Source organism: Herbiconiux dendrobii (assembly GCF_052048175.1).
GTDB lineage: Bacteria > Actinomycetota > Actinomycetes > Actinomycetales > Microbacteriaceae > Herbiconiux.
Map to the genome: position 1 here is coordinate 136917 of NZ_JBLZQV010000004.1, position 16077 is coordinate 152993.

12 protein-coding genes are annotated in these 16077 nt (G+C 69.5%); 5 read left to right on the top strand and 7 right to left on the bottom strand.

Features of this window, described 5'->3' with window-relative positions:
• Window positions 1-17: 17 nt before the first annotated feature.
• Window positions 18-245: a DUF7455 domain-containing protein gene (locus ACN4JJ_RS13515; RefSeq protein ID WP_291055525.1), complete on the bottom strand. Its 228-nt coding sequence runs from the start codon at window positions 243-245 to the stop codon at window positions 18-20.
• Between the two features lie 206 nt (window positions 246-451).
• On the opposite strand from ACN4JJ_RS13515, the gene ACN4JJ_RS13520 reads away from it, so the two are divergent.
• Entirely contained in the window at window positions 452-2539 is a 2088-nt protein-coding gene (locus tag ACN4JJ_RS13520; protein WP_440710413.1) for a DNA gyrase/topoisomerase IV subunit B, read from the top strand.
• Between the two features lie 98 nt (window positions 2540-2637).
• Window positions 2638-3657 carry a cell wall-binding repeat-containing protein gene (locus tag ACN4JJ_RS13525; RefSeq protein WP_440710414.1) on the top strand — a complete coding sequence of 340 codons (1020 nt, stop codon included), beginning with the start codon at window positions 2638-2640 and terminating at the stop codon, window positions 3655-3657.
• Between the two features lie 21 nt (window positions 3658-3678).
• On the opposite strand, the gene ACN4JJ_RS13530 is transcribed toward ACN4JJ_RS13525, so the two are convergent.
• The 5 genes from ACN4JJ_RS13530 to ACN4JJ_RS13550 form a co-directional block, all read right to left on the bottom strand.
• Window positions 3679-4437 (bottom strand): type 1 glutamine amidotransferase, encoded by a 759-nt coding sequence (locus ACN4JJ_RS13530; protein WP_440710415.1) that lies wholly within the window; start codon window positions 4435-4437, stop codon window positions 3679-3681.
• A complete protein-coding gene (locus tag ACN4JJ_RS13535; RefSeq protein ID WP_440710416.1) occupies window positions 4434-5774 on the bottom strand; it encodes a MurT ligase domain-containing protein in 1341 nt (446 codons plus the stop codon). The genes ACN4JJ_RS13530 and ACN4JJ_RS13535 overlap by 4 nt, the downstream gene beginning before the upstream one ends.
• A 4-nt stretch (window positions 5775-5778) precedes the next feature.
• Window positions 5779-7089, bottom strand: a complete 1311-nt coding sequence (locus ACN4JJ_RS13540) for an RNA polymerase sigma factor (RefSeq protein WP_440710417.1) — start codon at window positions 7087-7089, stop codon at window positions 5779-5781.
• A 242-nt stretch (window positions 7090-7331) separates the two neighbouring features.
• The gene (locus tag ACN4JJ_RS13545; protein ID WP_440710418.1) at window positions 7332-8651 is read right to left on the bottom strand and encodes an MFS transporter; all 1320 of its coding nucleotides are present in this window, start codon (window positions 8649-8651) and stop codon (window positions 7332-7334) included.
• A gap of 31 nt (window positions 8652-8682) precedes the next feature.
• On the bottom strand, window positions 8683-9615 hold the full coding sequence (locus tag ACN4JJ_RS13550; RefSeq protein WP_440710419.1) for a proteasome assembly chaperone family protein: 933 nt from the start codon (window positions 9613-9615) through the stop codon (window positions 8683-8685).
• 92 nt (window positions 9616-9707) lie between these two features.
• Here ACN4JJ_RS13550 and ACN4JJ_RS13555 point away from each other — a divergent pair, with 92 nt between their 5' ends.
• The 3 genes from ACN4JJ_RS13555 (at window position 9708) to sucB (ending at window position 14322) form a co-directional block, all read left to right on the top strand.
• On the top strand, window positions 9708-11282 hold the full coding sequence (locus tag ACN4JJ_RS13555) for a leucyl aminopeptidase (RefSeq protein ID WP_440710420.1): 1575 nt from the start codon (window positions 9708-9710) through the stop codon (window positions 11280-11282).
• 91 nt (window positions 11283-11373) lie between these two features.
• Window positions 11374-12747, top strand: a complete 1374-nt coding sequence (lpdA, locus tag ACN4JJ_RS13560) for a dihydrolipoyl dehydrogenase (protein WP_440710421.1) — start codon at window positions 11374-11376, stop codon at window positions 12745-12747.
• A 75-nt stretch (window positions 12748-12822) separates the two neighbouring features.
• A complete protein-coding gene (gene sucB / locus ACN4JJ_RS13565; protein ID WP_440710422.1) occupies window positions 12823-14322 on the top strand; it encodes a 2-oxoglutarate dehydrogenase, E2 component, dihydrolipoamide succinyltransferase in 1500 nt (499 codons plus the stop codon).
• 27 nt (window positions 14323-14349) lie between these two features.
• Here sucB and ACN4JJ_RS13570 read toward each other — a convergent pair whose 3' ends face one another.
• Window positions 14350-15807 carry a serine/threonine-protein kinase gene (locus ACN4JJ_RS13570; protein ID WP_440710423.1) on the bottom strand — a complete coding sequence of 486 codons (1458 nt, stop codon included), beginning with the start codon at window positions 15805-15807 and terminating at the stop codon, window positions 14350-14352.
• Window positions 15808-16077 lie beyond the last annotated feature (270 nt).

Here is a 16077-nt window from a genome sequence, read left to right on the forward strand (position 1 = left end):
GATCCGGCTGGCTGGACTCAGTCGTTCAGCTTGGCGGATTCATCGTGCCACCCGGTCGCGACCTGGGACAGCTTGTCCTGGTACTTGCGGCCGTGGTGAGCGCAGAAGAGCAGCTCACCGCCGGAGGGCATGTCGACTCGGATGTAGGCCTGAGCGCCACAGCTGTCACAACGGTCGGCCGCGGTGAGCTGGTACGCGTTCTCCAGGTCGGAAACAGTGCTGTTATCTGCAGTAACTGACGGCATCTTCTGCTCCTTAGCGGCTCGAACGATCACTGGCTGGTAGTGACATCAAAGCACTGTTCTGCGGGAGCGAACCCCCATTCCGCTGTGTTTCGCTCTGCGCGTACCGGGAATAGGCGGCCGGGTGTCGCGCGCGGGCACGGGGCGGCGGGCGGTTAGCCTTGGAGATCGGGGCCGTCCGCTGCCCGACAACACCCGAAGGAGACCCGGTGGCATCACCGTCCGATTACTCTGCCCGGCACCTGTCCGTTCTCGAGGGCCTCGAGGCGGTTCGGAAGCGCCCCGGCATGTACATCGGCTCCACCGACTCGCGCGGTCTCATGCACTGCCTGTGGGAGATCATCGACAACTCGGTCGACGAGGCGCTCGGCGGCTTCGGCACGAGCATCGACGTGGTGCTGCACGCCGACGGCAGCGTCGAGGTGCGCGACACCGCCCGCGGTGTGCCCGTCGACATCGAGCCGAAGACCGGGCTCTCCGGTGTCGAGGTGGTGTTCACCAAGCTGCACGCCGGCGGCAAGTTCGGATCCGGCTCGTACGCCGCATCCGGTGGCCTGCACGGCGTGGGCGCCTCGGTGGTGAACGCGCTCTCCGAGCGACTCGACGTGGAGGTCGACCGCGGCGGCAAGACCTGGGCCATGTCGTTCCATCGCGGCGAGCCCGGCATCTTCGACGACAAGGGCGCCGCGCCGAGCCCGGATGCGCCGTTCACGCCGTTCGAGAAGAAGAGTGAACTGCGCGTGGTCGGCAAGGTCGCCAAGGGTGTCACCGGAACCCGCGTGCGCTACTGGGCCGACCGCCAGATCTTCACCAAGGGCGCCGAGTTCCAGACCGACGACCTCGTGGTTCGCGCGCGCCAGACCGCCTTCCTCGTGCCCGGCCTCGCCATCACCATCGACGACGAGCGCGGCGAGGAGCCCCGCCGCGAGTCGTTCCGTTTCGACGGCGGCATCTCCGAGTTCGCGGAATACCTGGCTCCGGATGCTCCCCTCACCGACATCTGGCGCATCACCGGAACGGGCGAGTTCAAAGAGACCGTCCCGGTGCTCTCCGACCACGGCGCGATGGTGCCCACCGAGCTCACCCGCGAGGCGACGGTCGACGTGGCCCTGCGCTGGGGCATCGGCTACGAGACCTCGTTCCGCAGCTTCGTGAACATCATCTCCACGCCCAAGGGCGGCACCCATCAGGCCGGCTTCGAGGCCGGGCTGCTGAAGTTCCTGCGCACGAACGTCGAGGCGAACGCCCGGCGGCTGAAGGTGGGCACCGACAAGCTCGAGAAGGACGACGTGCTCGCCGGTCTCACGGCCGTGCTCACCGTGCGCCTGCCCGAGCCGCAGTTCGAAGGCCAGACGAAAGAGATCCTCGGCACGCCCGCCGTGCGGAACATCGTCTCGCAGGTGCTGACGAAGGGCCTCGCCGAGCGCTTCACCTCACCGAAGCGCGACGACAAGGCGCAGTCGGCGCTCATCCTCGACAAGGTCGTGGCCGAGATGAAGTCCCGCATCTCGGCGCGCGCGCACAAGGAGACGCAGCGCCGCAAGAACGCCCTGGAGTCCTCCTCGCTACCCGCGAAGCTGGTCGACTGCCGCTCCTCCGACGTCACCAGCAGCGAGCTGTTCATCGTGGAGGGCGACTCGGCGCTCGGCACCGCCAAGCTCGCGCGCAACAGCGAGTTCCAGGCGCTGCTGCCGATCCGGGGCAAGATCCTGAACGTGCAGAAGGCGTCGATCGCCGACATGCTCTCCAACGCCGAGTGCGCCTCGATCATCCAGGTGATCGGCGCCGGATCGGGCCGATCGTTCGACCTCTCGGCCGCGCGCTACGGCAAGATAATCCTGATGAGTGACGCCGACGTCGACGGCGCGCACATCCGCACCCTGCTGCTGACGCTGTTCTTCCGCTACATGCGGCCGCTGATCGAAGACGGCCGGGTCTACGCCGCCGTGCCGCCCCTGCACCGTGTGGTGGCGATCAACCCGGGCTCCAAACCGAACGAGACGATCTACACCTACTCGGAGGCGGAGCTGCAGGGCGTGCTCGCTCAGTTGAAGAAGTCGAACCGCAAGTACCAGGATCCGATCCAGCGCTACAAAGGCCTCGGCGAGATGGATGCCGACCAGCTGGCCTCCACCACGATGGACAAGCGCTATCGCACCCTCCGCCGGGTGGGGGTGGCGGATGCCGCGGTGGCCGAGAAGATGTTCGAGCTGCTGATGGGCGACGACGTCGCCCCGCGCAAGGAGTTCATCATCACCGGCTCTGACACGATGTCCCGCGACCGCATCGACGTCTGATTCCCAACTCGTTCTGAGGTTTTCTCGCTTTAATGATAGAGTGACCCTGCCCCGTTGGGCCACATCTCGTGGGGGGCCTTCTGGGGAAGTGAGCTCACATGCGTGTTCGAGCACTGTCATTCGCGGCCGTCGTCTGCGTCGCCGCATCGGTCGGGTTGGTCGGCGCCGGAGCCGAGGCGAGCGGAATCCCGCCCACCGATCCGCCCGACGTCTCCTCCATCGCGGTCAGCCGCATCGCCGGCATCGACCGCTTCGACGGCGCGGTGCGCATGGCGCAGGCGATCGGAGGGCCGGCGGATGTGGTCTACCTCACCTCGGGAGCCGACTTCCCCGACGCGCTCAGTGCCGGGCCGGCCGCGGTGAAAGACCAGGGCGCACTGCTGCTCGTGCCTCCGGGCGGGCTCGCCGGAGCGGTGGGGGCCGAACTCGTGGCGCTGGCCCCGAAACGCGTCGTGATCGTGGGGGGATCCCTGTCGGTGCCCGACTCGGTCATCGCCGAGACGCGTGCGCTGCTCGGCGCGCTGCCCGTCACGCGCATCAGCGGGGCCGACCGCTTCGACGTCAGCCGGCGGCTGGCGGCATCCGCCTTCCCCGCCGGAGCGATGGCCCCCCTGGTGGCGACGGGCACCCGGTTCCCCGACGCGCTTTCGGCGGGACCCGCCGCATCCTACCTCGGTTCACCGATCGTGCTCGTCGATGGAGCGAGCCCGACCGCCGACCCCGCCACCCTGGCCACGATCTCCTCCCTGCACCCGTCGTGGATGAGCATCGCGGGCGGCCCGATGTCGGTCTCGGCCGGTATCGCCACCTCTCTCGCCACCATCGCTCCGGTGACGCGATTCGACGGGCCCGACCGGTATGCGGTCTCGGTCGCCGCCAGCGACAGCATCGACAACGACAAATCCACCGCCTACCTGGCCACCGGGGTGAACTTCCCCGACGCGCTGGCCGGCGGGGTGCTCGCGGGCCGGCTGGGCCATCCGCTCTATCTCGTGCCCGGCACCTGCGTCACCCGCGAGGTGCTCTCGTCGCTGGCCGCGAACGGCACCCGCAACGTGGTGCTGCTCGGCGGAATCACGACGCTCAGCGCCGCGGTCGAGCGGCTCACACCCTGCTGAACCCGTCGCGCTGCGGAGACGCTACTCCGAGAGCGGGGCGGCGGCGATGGTTCCGCGGGCGTGGCGGGCACGCTCGTCGATGACCCGCAGCTCCTCCGGGTCGGGGATGCTGTACTCGAGACCGCGTCGGGCCCGCGCGGTGTCGAGCAGCGAGTCGGCCAGGATCGGGTTGTTCGCGAGGATCGGGCCGTGCATGTGGGTGCCGAGCAGGTTGTCCTCCCAGAAGCCCTCCTCGCCCGGCGTCTCGGTGTTGCCGCGGCCGTAGACCACGCGGCCGAGCGTGCCGTGCGGCCCGACGTCGACGAAGGATCCGCGGTTCTCGAAACCGACGACAGGACCGAGGCGCGGCGACTCCAGCACGAAGTCACCCACGACGCGCGTGCCGCCGTGCCGGGTGGTGACCGGGAACACGCCCGCGCCCTCGAGCACCTCGCCGCCCTCGAGCGTGATCCGCTCGCCGAGCAGCTGGAAGCCGGCGCCGATGGCGAGGAAGGGACGGCCGTCGGCGGCCAGCGCCGTGAGGTCGGGCGCGATCGCCCGTACTAGCGGATGCGCGAGCAACTCGGCCGAGACCGGTCCGCTGCCGATGAACACCAGGTCGGCATCGTCGAAGTCCTGAGCGGCTCCTCCGTCGTAAGTGGTGACCTCGACGGGCAACCCGCGCCACTCCGAGCGCAGACGCAGGATGTCGACGTTGCCGCTCTCGCCGTTCAGGCCGAGCAGCCGGGGGAACAGGTGCAGGATGCGCAGAGCACCCGCGCCCGGACGGCCGCCGCTCATGCCGCTCCCCCGCCCTCGAGCTCCTTGAAGCCCAGGATCTTGCGGATCAGCATCATCTGCTCGTAGTTCAGGATCATCACCTTGTGTCCGGTGCTGGGCTTCGGGCGCGCGAGGAACTCCTTCAGCGCCTTGCGCACGTCGAGCTCGACCGACCCGACCGGGATGCCGAGGTAGCCGAAGCGAACGGCGAACTGCCAGGCCTTCGATCCGGTGATGCCGTCGACGTGGTCGAGCGCCGAGAAGTCGATGTCGTAGATCCACGCGGGATCGGGCGTGCCTTCGTCGACCGCGAGGAAGACCTGCTCGGGAGGGCTCTCGAGCGAGTCGAGGTTCAGCTGCAGCGAGGCCGGGTTCTTCATCATGATGATCTCGATCTGCTCGCCGTCGACCTCGAGCAGCTCGCCGCGACCGTAGACGGTCTCGAGCGAGTCGAGGGCCTGCGAGACCAGCTCGGGCCGAAAGCGGTCGCCCAGGACGCTGCGGGCCGCAGCAGCGGCTCCGGCGGCGTCGAGGGCGTAGTGCATGCCCCGCGCGGGGAGTTTGACCTGGATCTCGGTGCGTGCGCCGGCCGGTGCGTCCTCCGCGGACGAGCCGCCGGGCAGCGTCGCGGACTCGATCGAGAGCGTGGCGCGCGCCCCGTCGAGGGCGATCACCTCGACCGCGGCGGGACGGGATCCGGGCTCGGCGCCGACGTCGCCGAAGCGATCGGCCGAGGCCACACCGTGGCTCGCGCCGTCGACCAGGCTCGGCACGCCGCCGAAGAAGCTCACGGCGCGCCCGGGCTTGCCGGGGATGCGCGTGTCGAGGTCGACCAGGAAGTTGTCCTCGCGGTTGAGGATGAGCCCCTCGGTCGACGCCGCGGCCACCCGGCCGAGCATCACGGCCACGCGATCCGGCTCGTGGTAGCGGTTCAGCTGGTCGATCTGGATGTTCAGCAGCAGCACCGTGCGCGGCTTCAACAGCTCAGCGAGCCGGGTGCCGTACCCCTCGTCCACCTCGAGGATGGCGATGTCGGAGTCGAGCCGGCCGCCGGTCGAGACCTCCGAGAGCAGCGCCGAGGCGATGCCCTGCGGGAGGTTTCCCCCCGAGGGGTTCGTGAACACCTTCAGGCCGTGGGCCCGGATGATGGCGGCCAGCATGTTGGTGGTGGTCGACTTGCCGTTCGATCCGGAGACCGCGACGACGCCGTCCGGGATCCGGGCGATGGTGCGCTCGAGGAAGTCGGGATCGATCTTTAGGGCGATGTTGCCGGGGATGGCCGAGCCGCCGCCACGCACGCGTGCGGCGACCCGGACGGCCCGTCCGACGAGGACGGCGGCCGTGGTGCGAGCAGACACGGGCCTACTCGAGGTAGTCGCGCAGCGACTGCGAACGGGACGGGTGGCGCAGCTTCGCCATGGTCTTCGACTCGATCTGGCGGATGCGCTCACGCGTCACCCCGAAGGTGTCGCCGATCTGGTCGAGGGTCTTCGGCATGCCGTCGCCGAGGCCGAAGCGCATCCGGATGACGCCGGCCTCGCGCTCGGAGAGCGAGTCGAGCAGCGACTCCAGCTGCTTCTGCAGCATGGTGAAGCCCACGGCGTCGGCCGGAACGACCGCCTCGGTGTCTTCGATCAGGTCGCCGAACTCGCTGTCGCCGTCTTCACCCAGCGGGGTGTGCAGCGAGATGGGCTCGCGGCCGTACTTCTGCACCTCGACGACCTTCTCGGGCGTCATGTCGAGTTCGCGGCTGAGCTCTTCGGGCGTGGGCTCACGGCCAAGGTCTTGCAGCATCTGGCGCTGTACGCGGGCGAGCTTGTTGATGACCTCCACCATGTGAACCGGGATACGGATCGTGCGCGCCTGGTCGGCCATGGCACGGGTGATGGCCTGACGGATCCACCAGGTGGCGTAGGTGGAGAACTTGAAGCCCTTGGTGTAGTCGAACTTCTCGACCGCACGGATCAGACCCAGGTTGCCCTCCTGGATCAGGTCGAGGAACTGCATGCCGCGGCCGGTGTAGCGCTTGGCCAGCGAGACCACCAGACGGAGGTTGGCACCGAGCAGGTGGCTCTTGGCACGCTGGCCGTCTTTCGCCACCCACTGCAGCTCGCGCTTGGCGGAGGGGCTGAGGTTCTCGGTGTTGGCCAGCTTGTCTTCGGCGAACAGTCCGGCCTCGATGCGCATGGCGAGCTCGACCTCTTCGGCCGCGTTCAGCAGGGCGACCTTACCGATCTGCTTGAGGTAGTCCTTCACCGGGTCGGCGGTGGCGCCCGTGATGGTGGAGGAGTACACCGGCACGTCGTCATCGTCGTCGACGATGGAGAGCACCAGCGCGCCCGTGGGCAGCACCTCTTCGGTGGCGGCGGGCTTGGCCTTGACGCCCTCCTCGGTGTCGGATGCGTCGTCGTCGGTCACCGCTTCGGTGTCGTCCACGACGTCTTCGACGACCTCCTCGACCTCCGCCTCGTCTCCGGGCTCGATCTCTTCCTCGTCGTCGTCGGCGGCCTTCGCCTTCGCCTTGGTGGCGCGCTTGGGTGCCGCCTTCGCGGGGGCTTTCTTCGCCGGCGCGCGCTTGGCCGGAGCCTTGGCGGCGGGCGCGACCTCGTCAGGCGCCGTTGCCTGCTCGAGGGTGTCTGCGGTCTTGGGGGTGGCCATTAGTTCACCTTTCATGCCACGCGGGGAACCCGGGACGATGGTGAGGGCCCCGGCGAGACATCGCTCGCGTGAAGATGTTTTTGGACATTACTAAGACCCATGTCAAGTGCGGGATTCGCGCAGCCGAAACAGCAACTGCATCCGTACACAGGAACGGGTCTACACCATCAATTATTGCACGGAACCACCCGGGCCTTGCACCGGACGCCGTCCTGCGCTAGGACACTGCGCTGGGAGACCGCGCCAGGCCGTCCCCGCTATCGGGCCCTGCGGCGCTTCCATGCTCTGGAGAGTGCAACCCAGATCGGCCCCACCGATATTCCCTCGTCCTCTTCCATCTTGCGCCGGGTGCGGTGGCGGGCGCGCACGAGCATCACCACACCGAAGCCGATCACGATGTACTGCACCGCGAACGCGAGCCGGAACGCGTTCAGGTCGTACAGGCTCGCACTGAGGCCGCTGTCGAACTGGGCGTCGAGGATGATGCCCACCAGGAACATCACGACGAAACTCGCGGTGAACCCGCCGACGTTCACGATGCCGTTCGCCGAGCCGAGCGAGCGGATCGGGTTGAACGAGCGGGCGAAGTCGAAGCCGATCAGTGACGCCGGACCACCCAGTCCCATCGAGACCAGCAGCGCGATCACCAGCCAGGTCGGCGGGGTGCCCGGCCACAGCAGCACCGCCGCCCAGACCACGCCCAGCATCGTCATGATCCCGAGCACCACGTTCGAGCGGCGCAGTGGGTAACGCGCGGTCACGAGCCCCAGGATCGGGCCGGCGACCACCCCGGTCAGCACGATCAGCACCAGGCAGAAGGAGGCGAAGCCCGGGTCGAAGCCGAGCGCCGACACCAGGAACGGGAAGCCCCAGAACAGAGCGAACATGGTGCCGGAGGACTGCGTCGTGTAGTGCGCCCAGAAGCCCAGCTGGGTTCCCGGGCGGCGCAGGGTCTGCACCAGGCCGCGCAGGGCATCCTTCACCGAGGCCACCCGCGGAGGTTCGGGCACCTCGGCCGGCCGGTCGGCGAGGAAGGCCAGGGCCAGCACGAACGCCGCGAACGAGAGCGCCGCCGCTGCCGAGAACGCCACCGTCCAGCCCGCCTCGTGCAGCAGCCAGGCGAACGGCACGGCCGAGAGGATCTGGCCGAGCTGGCCGATGTTGCCGATCCACTGCGACAGCACCGGCACCGTGCGCCCCTGGAACCAGGAGTTGATCAGGCGGATCAGCGAGATGAACACGGCGGCGTCGCCGGCGCCCACGAGCATCCGGCCGAGCACGGCGATGCCGATGTCGGAGGCGAAGGCCAGCGTGAGCTGCCCCGCCACCATCACCGCCGAGCCGGCCGTGATGAGCAGCTTGGGGCCGACGCGGTCGATCAGCAGGCCGATCGGGATCTGCAGGCCCGCGTAGACCACGAGCTGGAGCACGGCGAGGGTCGACAGGAGCGCCGCGGTCGTGTCGAAGCGCTCTGCGGCGGACACGCCGGCCACCCCGAGCGTGGAGCGCTGCATCACCGCCGCCATGTAGGCGAACACGCCGACGGCGAAGATGAGCCAGGATCGACGGGAGTTCACCGACTCAAATGTAGCCGCTCAGCCGCGCAGGTTACGGACGGCCCTCGCCCGGGAAGTCGTCGCCCGGCCGGTTCCCGGCCAGGAAGCGCTCGAGCTCGTCGGCGATCTCGTCGGCCGAGGGCAGTTCGCCGTCGCTGTCGGTGAGCGGCGACCGCAGGCTGGTGCCCTCCATGTAGGTGTCGTGGCGTTCCTCGAGCGTGTGCACGAGCCGCGCCAGCTCGGCGTTCGACTCCACCTGTTCGTCGATCTTCGCCGCGAACGTACGGGTCTCCTGCCGCAGCCGGTCGGTCGGGAAGATGAGGCCGGTGGCGGCGCTGATGCTCTCGAGCGCGACGAGCGTCGTGGCGGGGTACTCGGTGTCGGCCAGGTAGTGCGGCACCAGCAGCACGAAGCCGGCGATCGGATGGCCGAGCGCCTGCAGACGGTATTCCACCAGGTGCAGAACGTTGGCGGGCGCCTGGGTGGTGGGGCGCCACACCGAGAGGGCATCCGTGATCTCCACGCGGTTGCCGCTCACGGTCACGTTCACGGGGCGGGTGTGCGGCACCGGCATCGGGATGGCGTGCACCCAGGTGGTGGTCTTGACCTGGAAGCGCTGCACCAGCTCGATCACGGCCGCGCTGAACCGCTCCCAGAGGAAGTCGGGCTCGTAGCCGTTCAGGAAGAGGAAGCGCTGGCCGAGCTCATCCGTCATCAGGTAGAGGCGCAGGGTCTGCGGCTCGTAGTCGCTGATGTGATCTTCGTCGAAGGTGATGATCGGCCGGCGGGCACGGTAGTCGAGCAGGGCGTCGTTGTCGAACTCGGCCACGATCTGGCTGTCCAGCGTGTCGATCAGGTACTCGCCGAGTTGCGCGACCGCACCGCCCGCGTCGGTGAACCCGGTGAGCGCCGCGACGAGGTTCAGCCCCTCCGGCACCACGCCGGAATCGGTCACCAGCTCGTAGAGCGCGCTCGATTCATCCATGCGTCAACTCTAAACCGGGGGTCGGGGGCCGACTCCGTTCGACGGCATGCCGAGAGCGAACAGGCCCGGACGGCGGTCGGTAGCATGGCGTGATGACTTCGGCATCGCTCTCCGTCCGCCCGTCCGCTCCGTCCGCCTCCGCCGAGGAGGTGCTGGCGGTCGCCGCGTCGGGATCGGGCGACGCGATCGTCGTGCGCGGCGATCTGACGTTCGCCGGCGACCTGGCGGTGTCGCTCGCCGCGGTGGGCTTCACCGGCAAGAAGGACGAGGTGGTGCGCCTCCCCGCCCCGTCGGGCGTGAGTGCGAAGAGCATCGCCGTGGTGGGTCTCGGAACCGCCGCCGACGAGGCGGATGCCGCCGCGCTGCGGTACGGCGCCGGCACCGCGGCACGACGGCTCGCGGGGCGCGATCCGCTGGTCATCGAGTTCGCGGTTCAGGATGCGGCCGAGCTGGAGGCCGTGGTCGAGGGCGCCGCGCTCGGTTCGTACGACTTCACCGACTACCGCGGAACGGGCACCAAGGCCGCTTCCGCAGACGACGGCGACCCGACCGCGGACGACGGCGAAGCGGAGGGCACCGGGACGGATGCCGGCGAGGCCGCACCGTCCCGCAGCATCACCGTGCTGGCCGGTGAGCTCTCGGACGAGGCGGCCTCGACCGCCCTCGCCCGCGGCACGGCCTCGGCGGACGCCGTCAACCTCGTACGCGACCTCGTGAACATCCCCGCCCTCGACCTCTACCCCGAGGTGTACGCCGAGCGGGTGCTCGAGCTGGCCGAGGGACGCCCGCTGGACGTGCGTGTCTGGGACTACGAGGAGCTCCTGGCCGACGGCTTCGGCGGCATCGCGGGCGTGGGCCAGGGGTCGACCCGGCTCCCCCGCCTGGTGCGCGTCGACTACAACCCGGCCGGGGCCGCCAAGCACATCGCCCTTGTCGGCAAGGGGATCACCTTCGACACGGGCGGCCTCTCGCTCAAGCCGCCGGTGTCGATGATCGGCATGAAGTACGACATGGCCGGATCGGCGACCGTGCTGGCCACGGTGCTCGCCGCCGCCTCGCTCGAGCTGCCCGTGCACCTCACCGCCTGGCTCTGCCTGGCCGAGAACATGCCCTCGGGTGTGGCCATCCGCCCGGGCGACGTGCTGCGCATCAAGGGCGGGCGCACGGTCGAGGTGCTGAACACCGATGCCGAGGGCCGGCTCGTGCTGGCCGACGGCATCGTCGCGGCGAGCGAGGAGCAGCCCGACGCGATCATCGACGTGGCGACGCTGACCGGCGCCGCCGTCGTCGCGCTCGGCAACCGCTACATCGCCACCATGGGCGACGAGCAGTTGGTGGCATCCGTCGTCGCCGCCGGGCGCGAGGCCGGTGAGCCGCTCTGGCCGATGCCGCTGCCCGAAGAGCTGCGGCCCCTGCTCGCCTCCGACATCGCCGACCTCGCGAACGTGAAGCCCGGCAACACGGCGGGCGGGATGCTCGTGGCCGGCGTGTTCCTCAAGGAGTTCGTCGGCACGCGGCCCGACGGCACGGCCATCCCTTGGGCGCACCTGGACATCGCCGGGGCCGCCCAGAACAAGGACGGCGGCTACGGATTCACCGTCAAGGGGCCGACCGGTGCCACCGTGCGTACCCTCCTGCGGTATGCCGAGGCGGTCTCCGGAGAGTAGTAAGGTCGTATGGGCGGAAAAAATCTCGCCCTATCTCCGGTGCCCGTCGCGCTGATGCGGCACGGATCCTGACGCACGAGGGAGTTTCTAGGTGTCGGAACAGAATTTTGACATTGTGGTTCTCGGTGGCGGCAGCGGCGGCTATGCAGCCGCGTTGCGTGCCAGCCAGCTGGGCTTTTCAGTGGCGATGATCGAGAAGGACAAGGTGGGCGGAACCTGCCTCCACCGCGGGTGCATCCCCACGAAGGCGCTGCTGCACTCCGCCGAGGTCGCGGACGTCTCGCGCGAGTCGGCCAAGTACGGCGTGAAGACCACGTTCGAGGGCGTCGACATCGCGGCGGTCACGGCGTACCGCGAGGGCATCGTCTCCTCCAAGTACAAGGGCCTCGAGGGTCTGGTGAAGGCGCGCAAGGTCACCACGATCGCCGGCGAAGGCCGACTGACCTCCCCCACCACCGTGCAGGTCGACGACGACACCATCACGGGCAAGAAGATCATCCTCGCCACCGGTTCGTACTCGCGCACGCTGCCCGGGCTCGAGATCGGCGGCCGGGTCATCACCTCGGAGCAGGCGCTCGCGCTCGACTTCATCCCCAAGAAGGTCGTCATCCTCGGCGGCGGCGTGATCGGCGTCGAGTTCGCCAGCGTCTGGAAGTCGTTCGGCGCCGAGGTCACCATCGTCGAGGCGCTGCCGCACCTGGTGCCCAACGAAGACGAGGCCATCTCCAAGCAGTTCGAGCGCGCGTTCCGCAAGCGCGGCATCGCGTTCAACCTCGGCACCCGCTTCTCCGGCGTCACCCAAGACCAGAACGGCGTCGTCGTGACGCTCGAAGACGGCAAGACCTTCGACGGCGAGCTGCTGCTCGTGGCCGTGGGTCGTGGGCCCGCGACCCAGGGTCTCGGCTTCGAAGAGGCCGGCGTCACGGTCGACCGCGGCTTCGTCATCACCAACGAGCGTCTCGAGACGAGCGTTCCCGGCGTCTACGCCGTGGGCGACATCGTTCCCGGCCTGCAGCTCGCGCACCGCGGCTTCCAGCAGGGCATCTTCGTGGCCGAGGAGATCGCGGGCCTGAACCCGCAGGTCGTCGAAGACGTCAACATCCCGAAGGTGACCTACTCCGACCCCGAGGTCGCCTCGGTGGGTCTCACGGAGGCGAAGGCCGCCGAGAAGTACGGCGCCGACAAGATCTCGTCGTACGACTACAACCTGGCCGGCAACGGCAAGAGCCACATCATCGGAACCACCGGTTCGGTGAAGGTCGTGCGGGTGAACGACGGCCCGGTCATCGGCATCCACATGATCGGCGCCCGCGTGGGCGAGCTGATCGGCGAGGGCCAGCTGATCGTGAACTGGGAGGCGTACCCCGAAGACGTCGCCTCGCTGGTGCACGCCCACCCCACGCAGAACGAGGCGCTCGGCGAGGCCCACCTGGCCCTGGCCGGAAAGCCGCTGCACGCGATCTGAGCGCCCCGCGCGCTTCCCTGAACGGCCGGGCCGACTAGGCTCGAAATCGAACGGTTCCATAAGGAGACAAAAGTCATGAGCGAATCCGTCAACCTTCCCGCACTCGGTGAGAGTGTCACCGAAGGAACGGTCACCCGATGGCTCAAGAACGTCGGCGATCGTGTCGAGGTTGACGAGCCCCTGCTCGAGGTATCGACCGACAAGGTCGACACCGAGATCCCCTCGCCCGTGGCGGGTGTGATCGAGGCGATCCTCGTGCAGGAAGACGAGACGGTCGAGGTCGGCACGGCGCTGGTCACGATCGGCGACGGATCGGGCGCCGGCGCGTCCGAGGCCCCTGCCGCCCCGGCGGCGGAGGAGACCGCTCCGGCTGCTCCGGCCGAGGAGGCGCCCGCCGAGACGGTCACCCCGTCGGCCGAGGCACCGGCTCCGGCCGAGGAGCCCGCTCCGGAAGCCCCCGCCCCCGTGCAGGATGCTCCGGCCGCCGCACCGGAGCAGGATGCCGCACCGGCTCCTGTCGCCGCCGCTCCGGCCGCCGCCGCACCTGCGCCGGCCGCTGCCCCGGCTCCCGCTGCGCCCGCCCCGGCCGCTGCTCCGGCTCCGGCTCCGGTTGCCGCCCCTGCTGCCCCGGCTCCGGCCGCTGCGCCGGCGGCTCCCGCCGCTTCCGGCTCCAACGCCGGTTACGTGACGCCGCTGGTGCGCAAGCTCGCCCACGACAAGGGAATCGATCTCAGCACGGTCACCGGTACCGGTGTCGGCGGTCGCATCCGCAAGGAAGACGTGCTCGCCGCGGCCTCCGCCCCGGCCGAGTCCCCGTCGTCCGCTCCCGCCAGCAAGCGCGTTCCGCTGGAGACCTCGGCACTGCGCGGCACCACGCAGCCGATGTCGCGTCTGCGCAAGGTCGTCGCCGAGCGCGCCGTGGCCTCCATGCAGGCCTCGGCCCAGCTCACCACCGTGGTGGAGGTCGACGTCACCAAGGTCGCGGCCTTCCGTGACTCGGTGAAGGGTTCGTTCGTCGAAAAGACGGGTAACAAGCTCTCCTTCCTGCCGTTCTTCGCTCTGGCCGCCGCCGAGGCGCTGAAGGCGTACCCGATCATCAACGCCACGGTCGACGGCGACTCGATCGTCTACCCCGACCACGAGAGCATCAGCATCGCGGTCGACACCGAGCGCGGACTCCTCACCCCCGTGGTGAAGAACGCGGGCGATCTCGACATCGCGGGCCTCGCCGCCCAGATCGCCGACCTGGCCGCTCGCACCCGCGACAACAAGCTGAAGCCCGATGAGCTGTCCGGTGGCACCTTCACGCTCACCAACACCGGTTCGCGCGGGGCCCTGTTCGACACCCCGCTGGTGTTCCTGCCGCAGGTCGCCATCCTCGGCACCGGTGTCGTGGTGAAGAAGCCGGTCGTGGTGAAGGTCGACGGCAGCGACGCGATCGCCATCCGCTCGACGGTGTACCTGGCCCTCAGCTACGACCACCGCATCGTCGACGGTGCCGACGCCGCCCGCTTCCTGACCGCGGTCAAGGACCGCCTGGAAGACGGCGACTTCGCTGCCGACCTCGGCATCTGACCGAATCGGAACCGTCGCAGACGACAGCTAGAACGGGTCGAACGACCTGATCCGCCAGCCGGCCTCGCCTCTCACCATGAGAAGCGAGGCCGGCTTCGTCGTTCCGCCCGCGCCGTCGAGTGCGAGGATGGCCGTGGCCCCGATACGCTGCACCAGCGCCGGAGCGGAGACCGCCTCCACCGCGCTTGTCGCTCTGCCCCCTCCCCCGATGTCGCCCGTATATTCGGGGGCGCCCATACGCCCGGTACCGCTCGTACGCCCGGTATCGCCCGCGCCTCCCGTTTCGACCGTGCGCTGCCCGTCGCCACTTGCCTCTGCCGCCCGGTCGAGCCGCAGAGCCGGCGAGTTGGCCTCGTCGACCCGCTCCAGGCATCCAGGGGTCCGTGACCAGAGGCACGAGTCCCGCTCCCGCAGGAGCACGACGGCGGCCGCAACAGGATCATCCGCCCGGAGCACCTCCTCCTCGGCGGCATCGGACGCCGAAACCGGGGTCTGTGTCGCGGGGGCCGCGGGCCTCGGTGTCGCCGGAAGACCGGGCACAGTGGAACGCACCGGCGCAACGCCCGCTTCTGCGACCGCATCCTGAGGCGGCACGGTCAGACACAGTGCGCCCACCAGCGTCACCACCGCGACTGCCGCACCCACCAGCAGTTTTCGCCGGCGAGAGCGCAGCAGGCGCCGCGCTCCGACGGCGGCGAGTGCTTTCAGACCCCGCGAACCCTCGACCAGAGCTTCGTAGGCGGGCTCCAGCACTGCCGCCACACTCGGCTCCGGCACCGCGACCGGCTCCGCCTCGAGTTCTCGCCAGGCCCAGGCGTCCTCGTCGAAGTGCTGGCCGGAGCCTCCGCGATCCAGTGGCAGCGCCTGTCCGCCGCTCACGGCGGTGTGGGAAGGCGGGACGGCGGATGCACGGGCGGAGGCGGGAGCGTACTCTGCGAAGAGGCGGCGGAGGTCGGAGCGGTCCGTCGCCCGCGCTCGCTCGAAGCCCTCCTCACCTCGGCGCACCGTGGCTCCGAACCCGAGCAGCGCGACGCTGCCGTCATGATCGACAAGAACATCGCCCGGGTCGATCCCGCCGTGCGCCACCCCGGCCTCATGCAGCTCGGTCACCAGCCGATCGAGATCGGCGGGCCAGGATTCGGGAAGCGCCGGTGGGCTTTCCGTAGCCGAACGCACCCGCAGGCTGCGTCCCGAGCAGAACGTCATCACGATCACCTGCTCGCCTGTCGGCAGACGGGTGGCGTCGAGCAGCCGCGGCATGCCCGCGACCGGGTGGTCGAGCAGCACCTGGCACTCGGGGACCCGCTTATCGGCGCCCGGCCCGCGGCAGACCTTGACGACGACCGGCTCGCCACCGGACGCCCGAGCTCGCCCGCCGTCGGACAGCAGACCCGGCCCGGCATCGGAGTCCCGACCCGGCCCGGAACCGCGCATCCTCACCGGTCCCGCATCCACGCGCGCAGCGGCGGGCTCGGCCAGATACACCGCAGCGCTCTCCCCCACCCCGATGACCTCCCGGAGGCGGTAGCCGGCGACCGATACGAGTGAGTGCGTTGTCATGCCCCCAGGTTGACCCGCCACCGCCCGACACGGTCTGCGTCGGCCGCATCTGTGCACAACCGCCCATCCACCCGCCCTGTGCAGAACCCACCGCCCGAGCCCAGCCGCCCTGCGCAGAAACCACCGTGCCGAACCCATCGCTCGACCCCACTACGGGAATCCCCGATCGGACCCCCGCTCGTGGCCCAGCGGCCG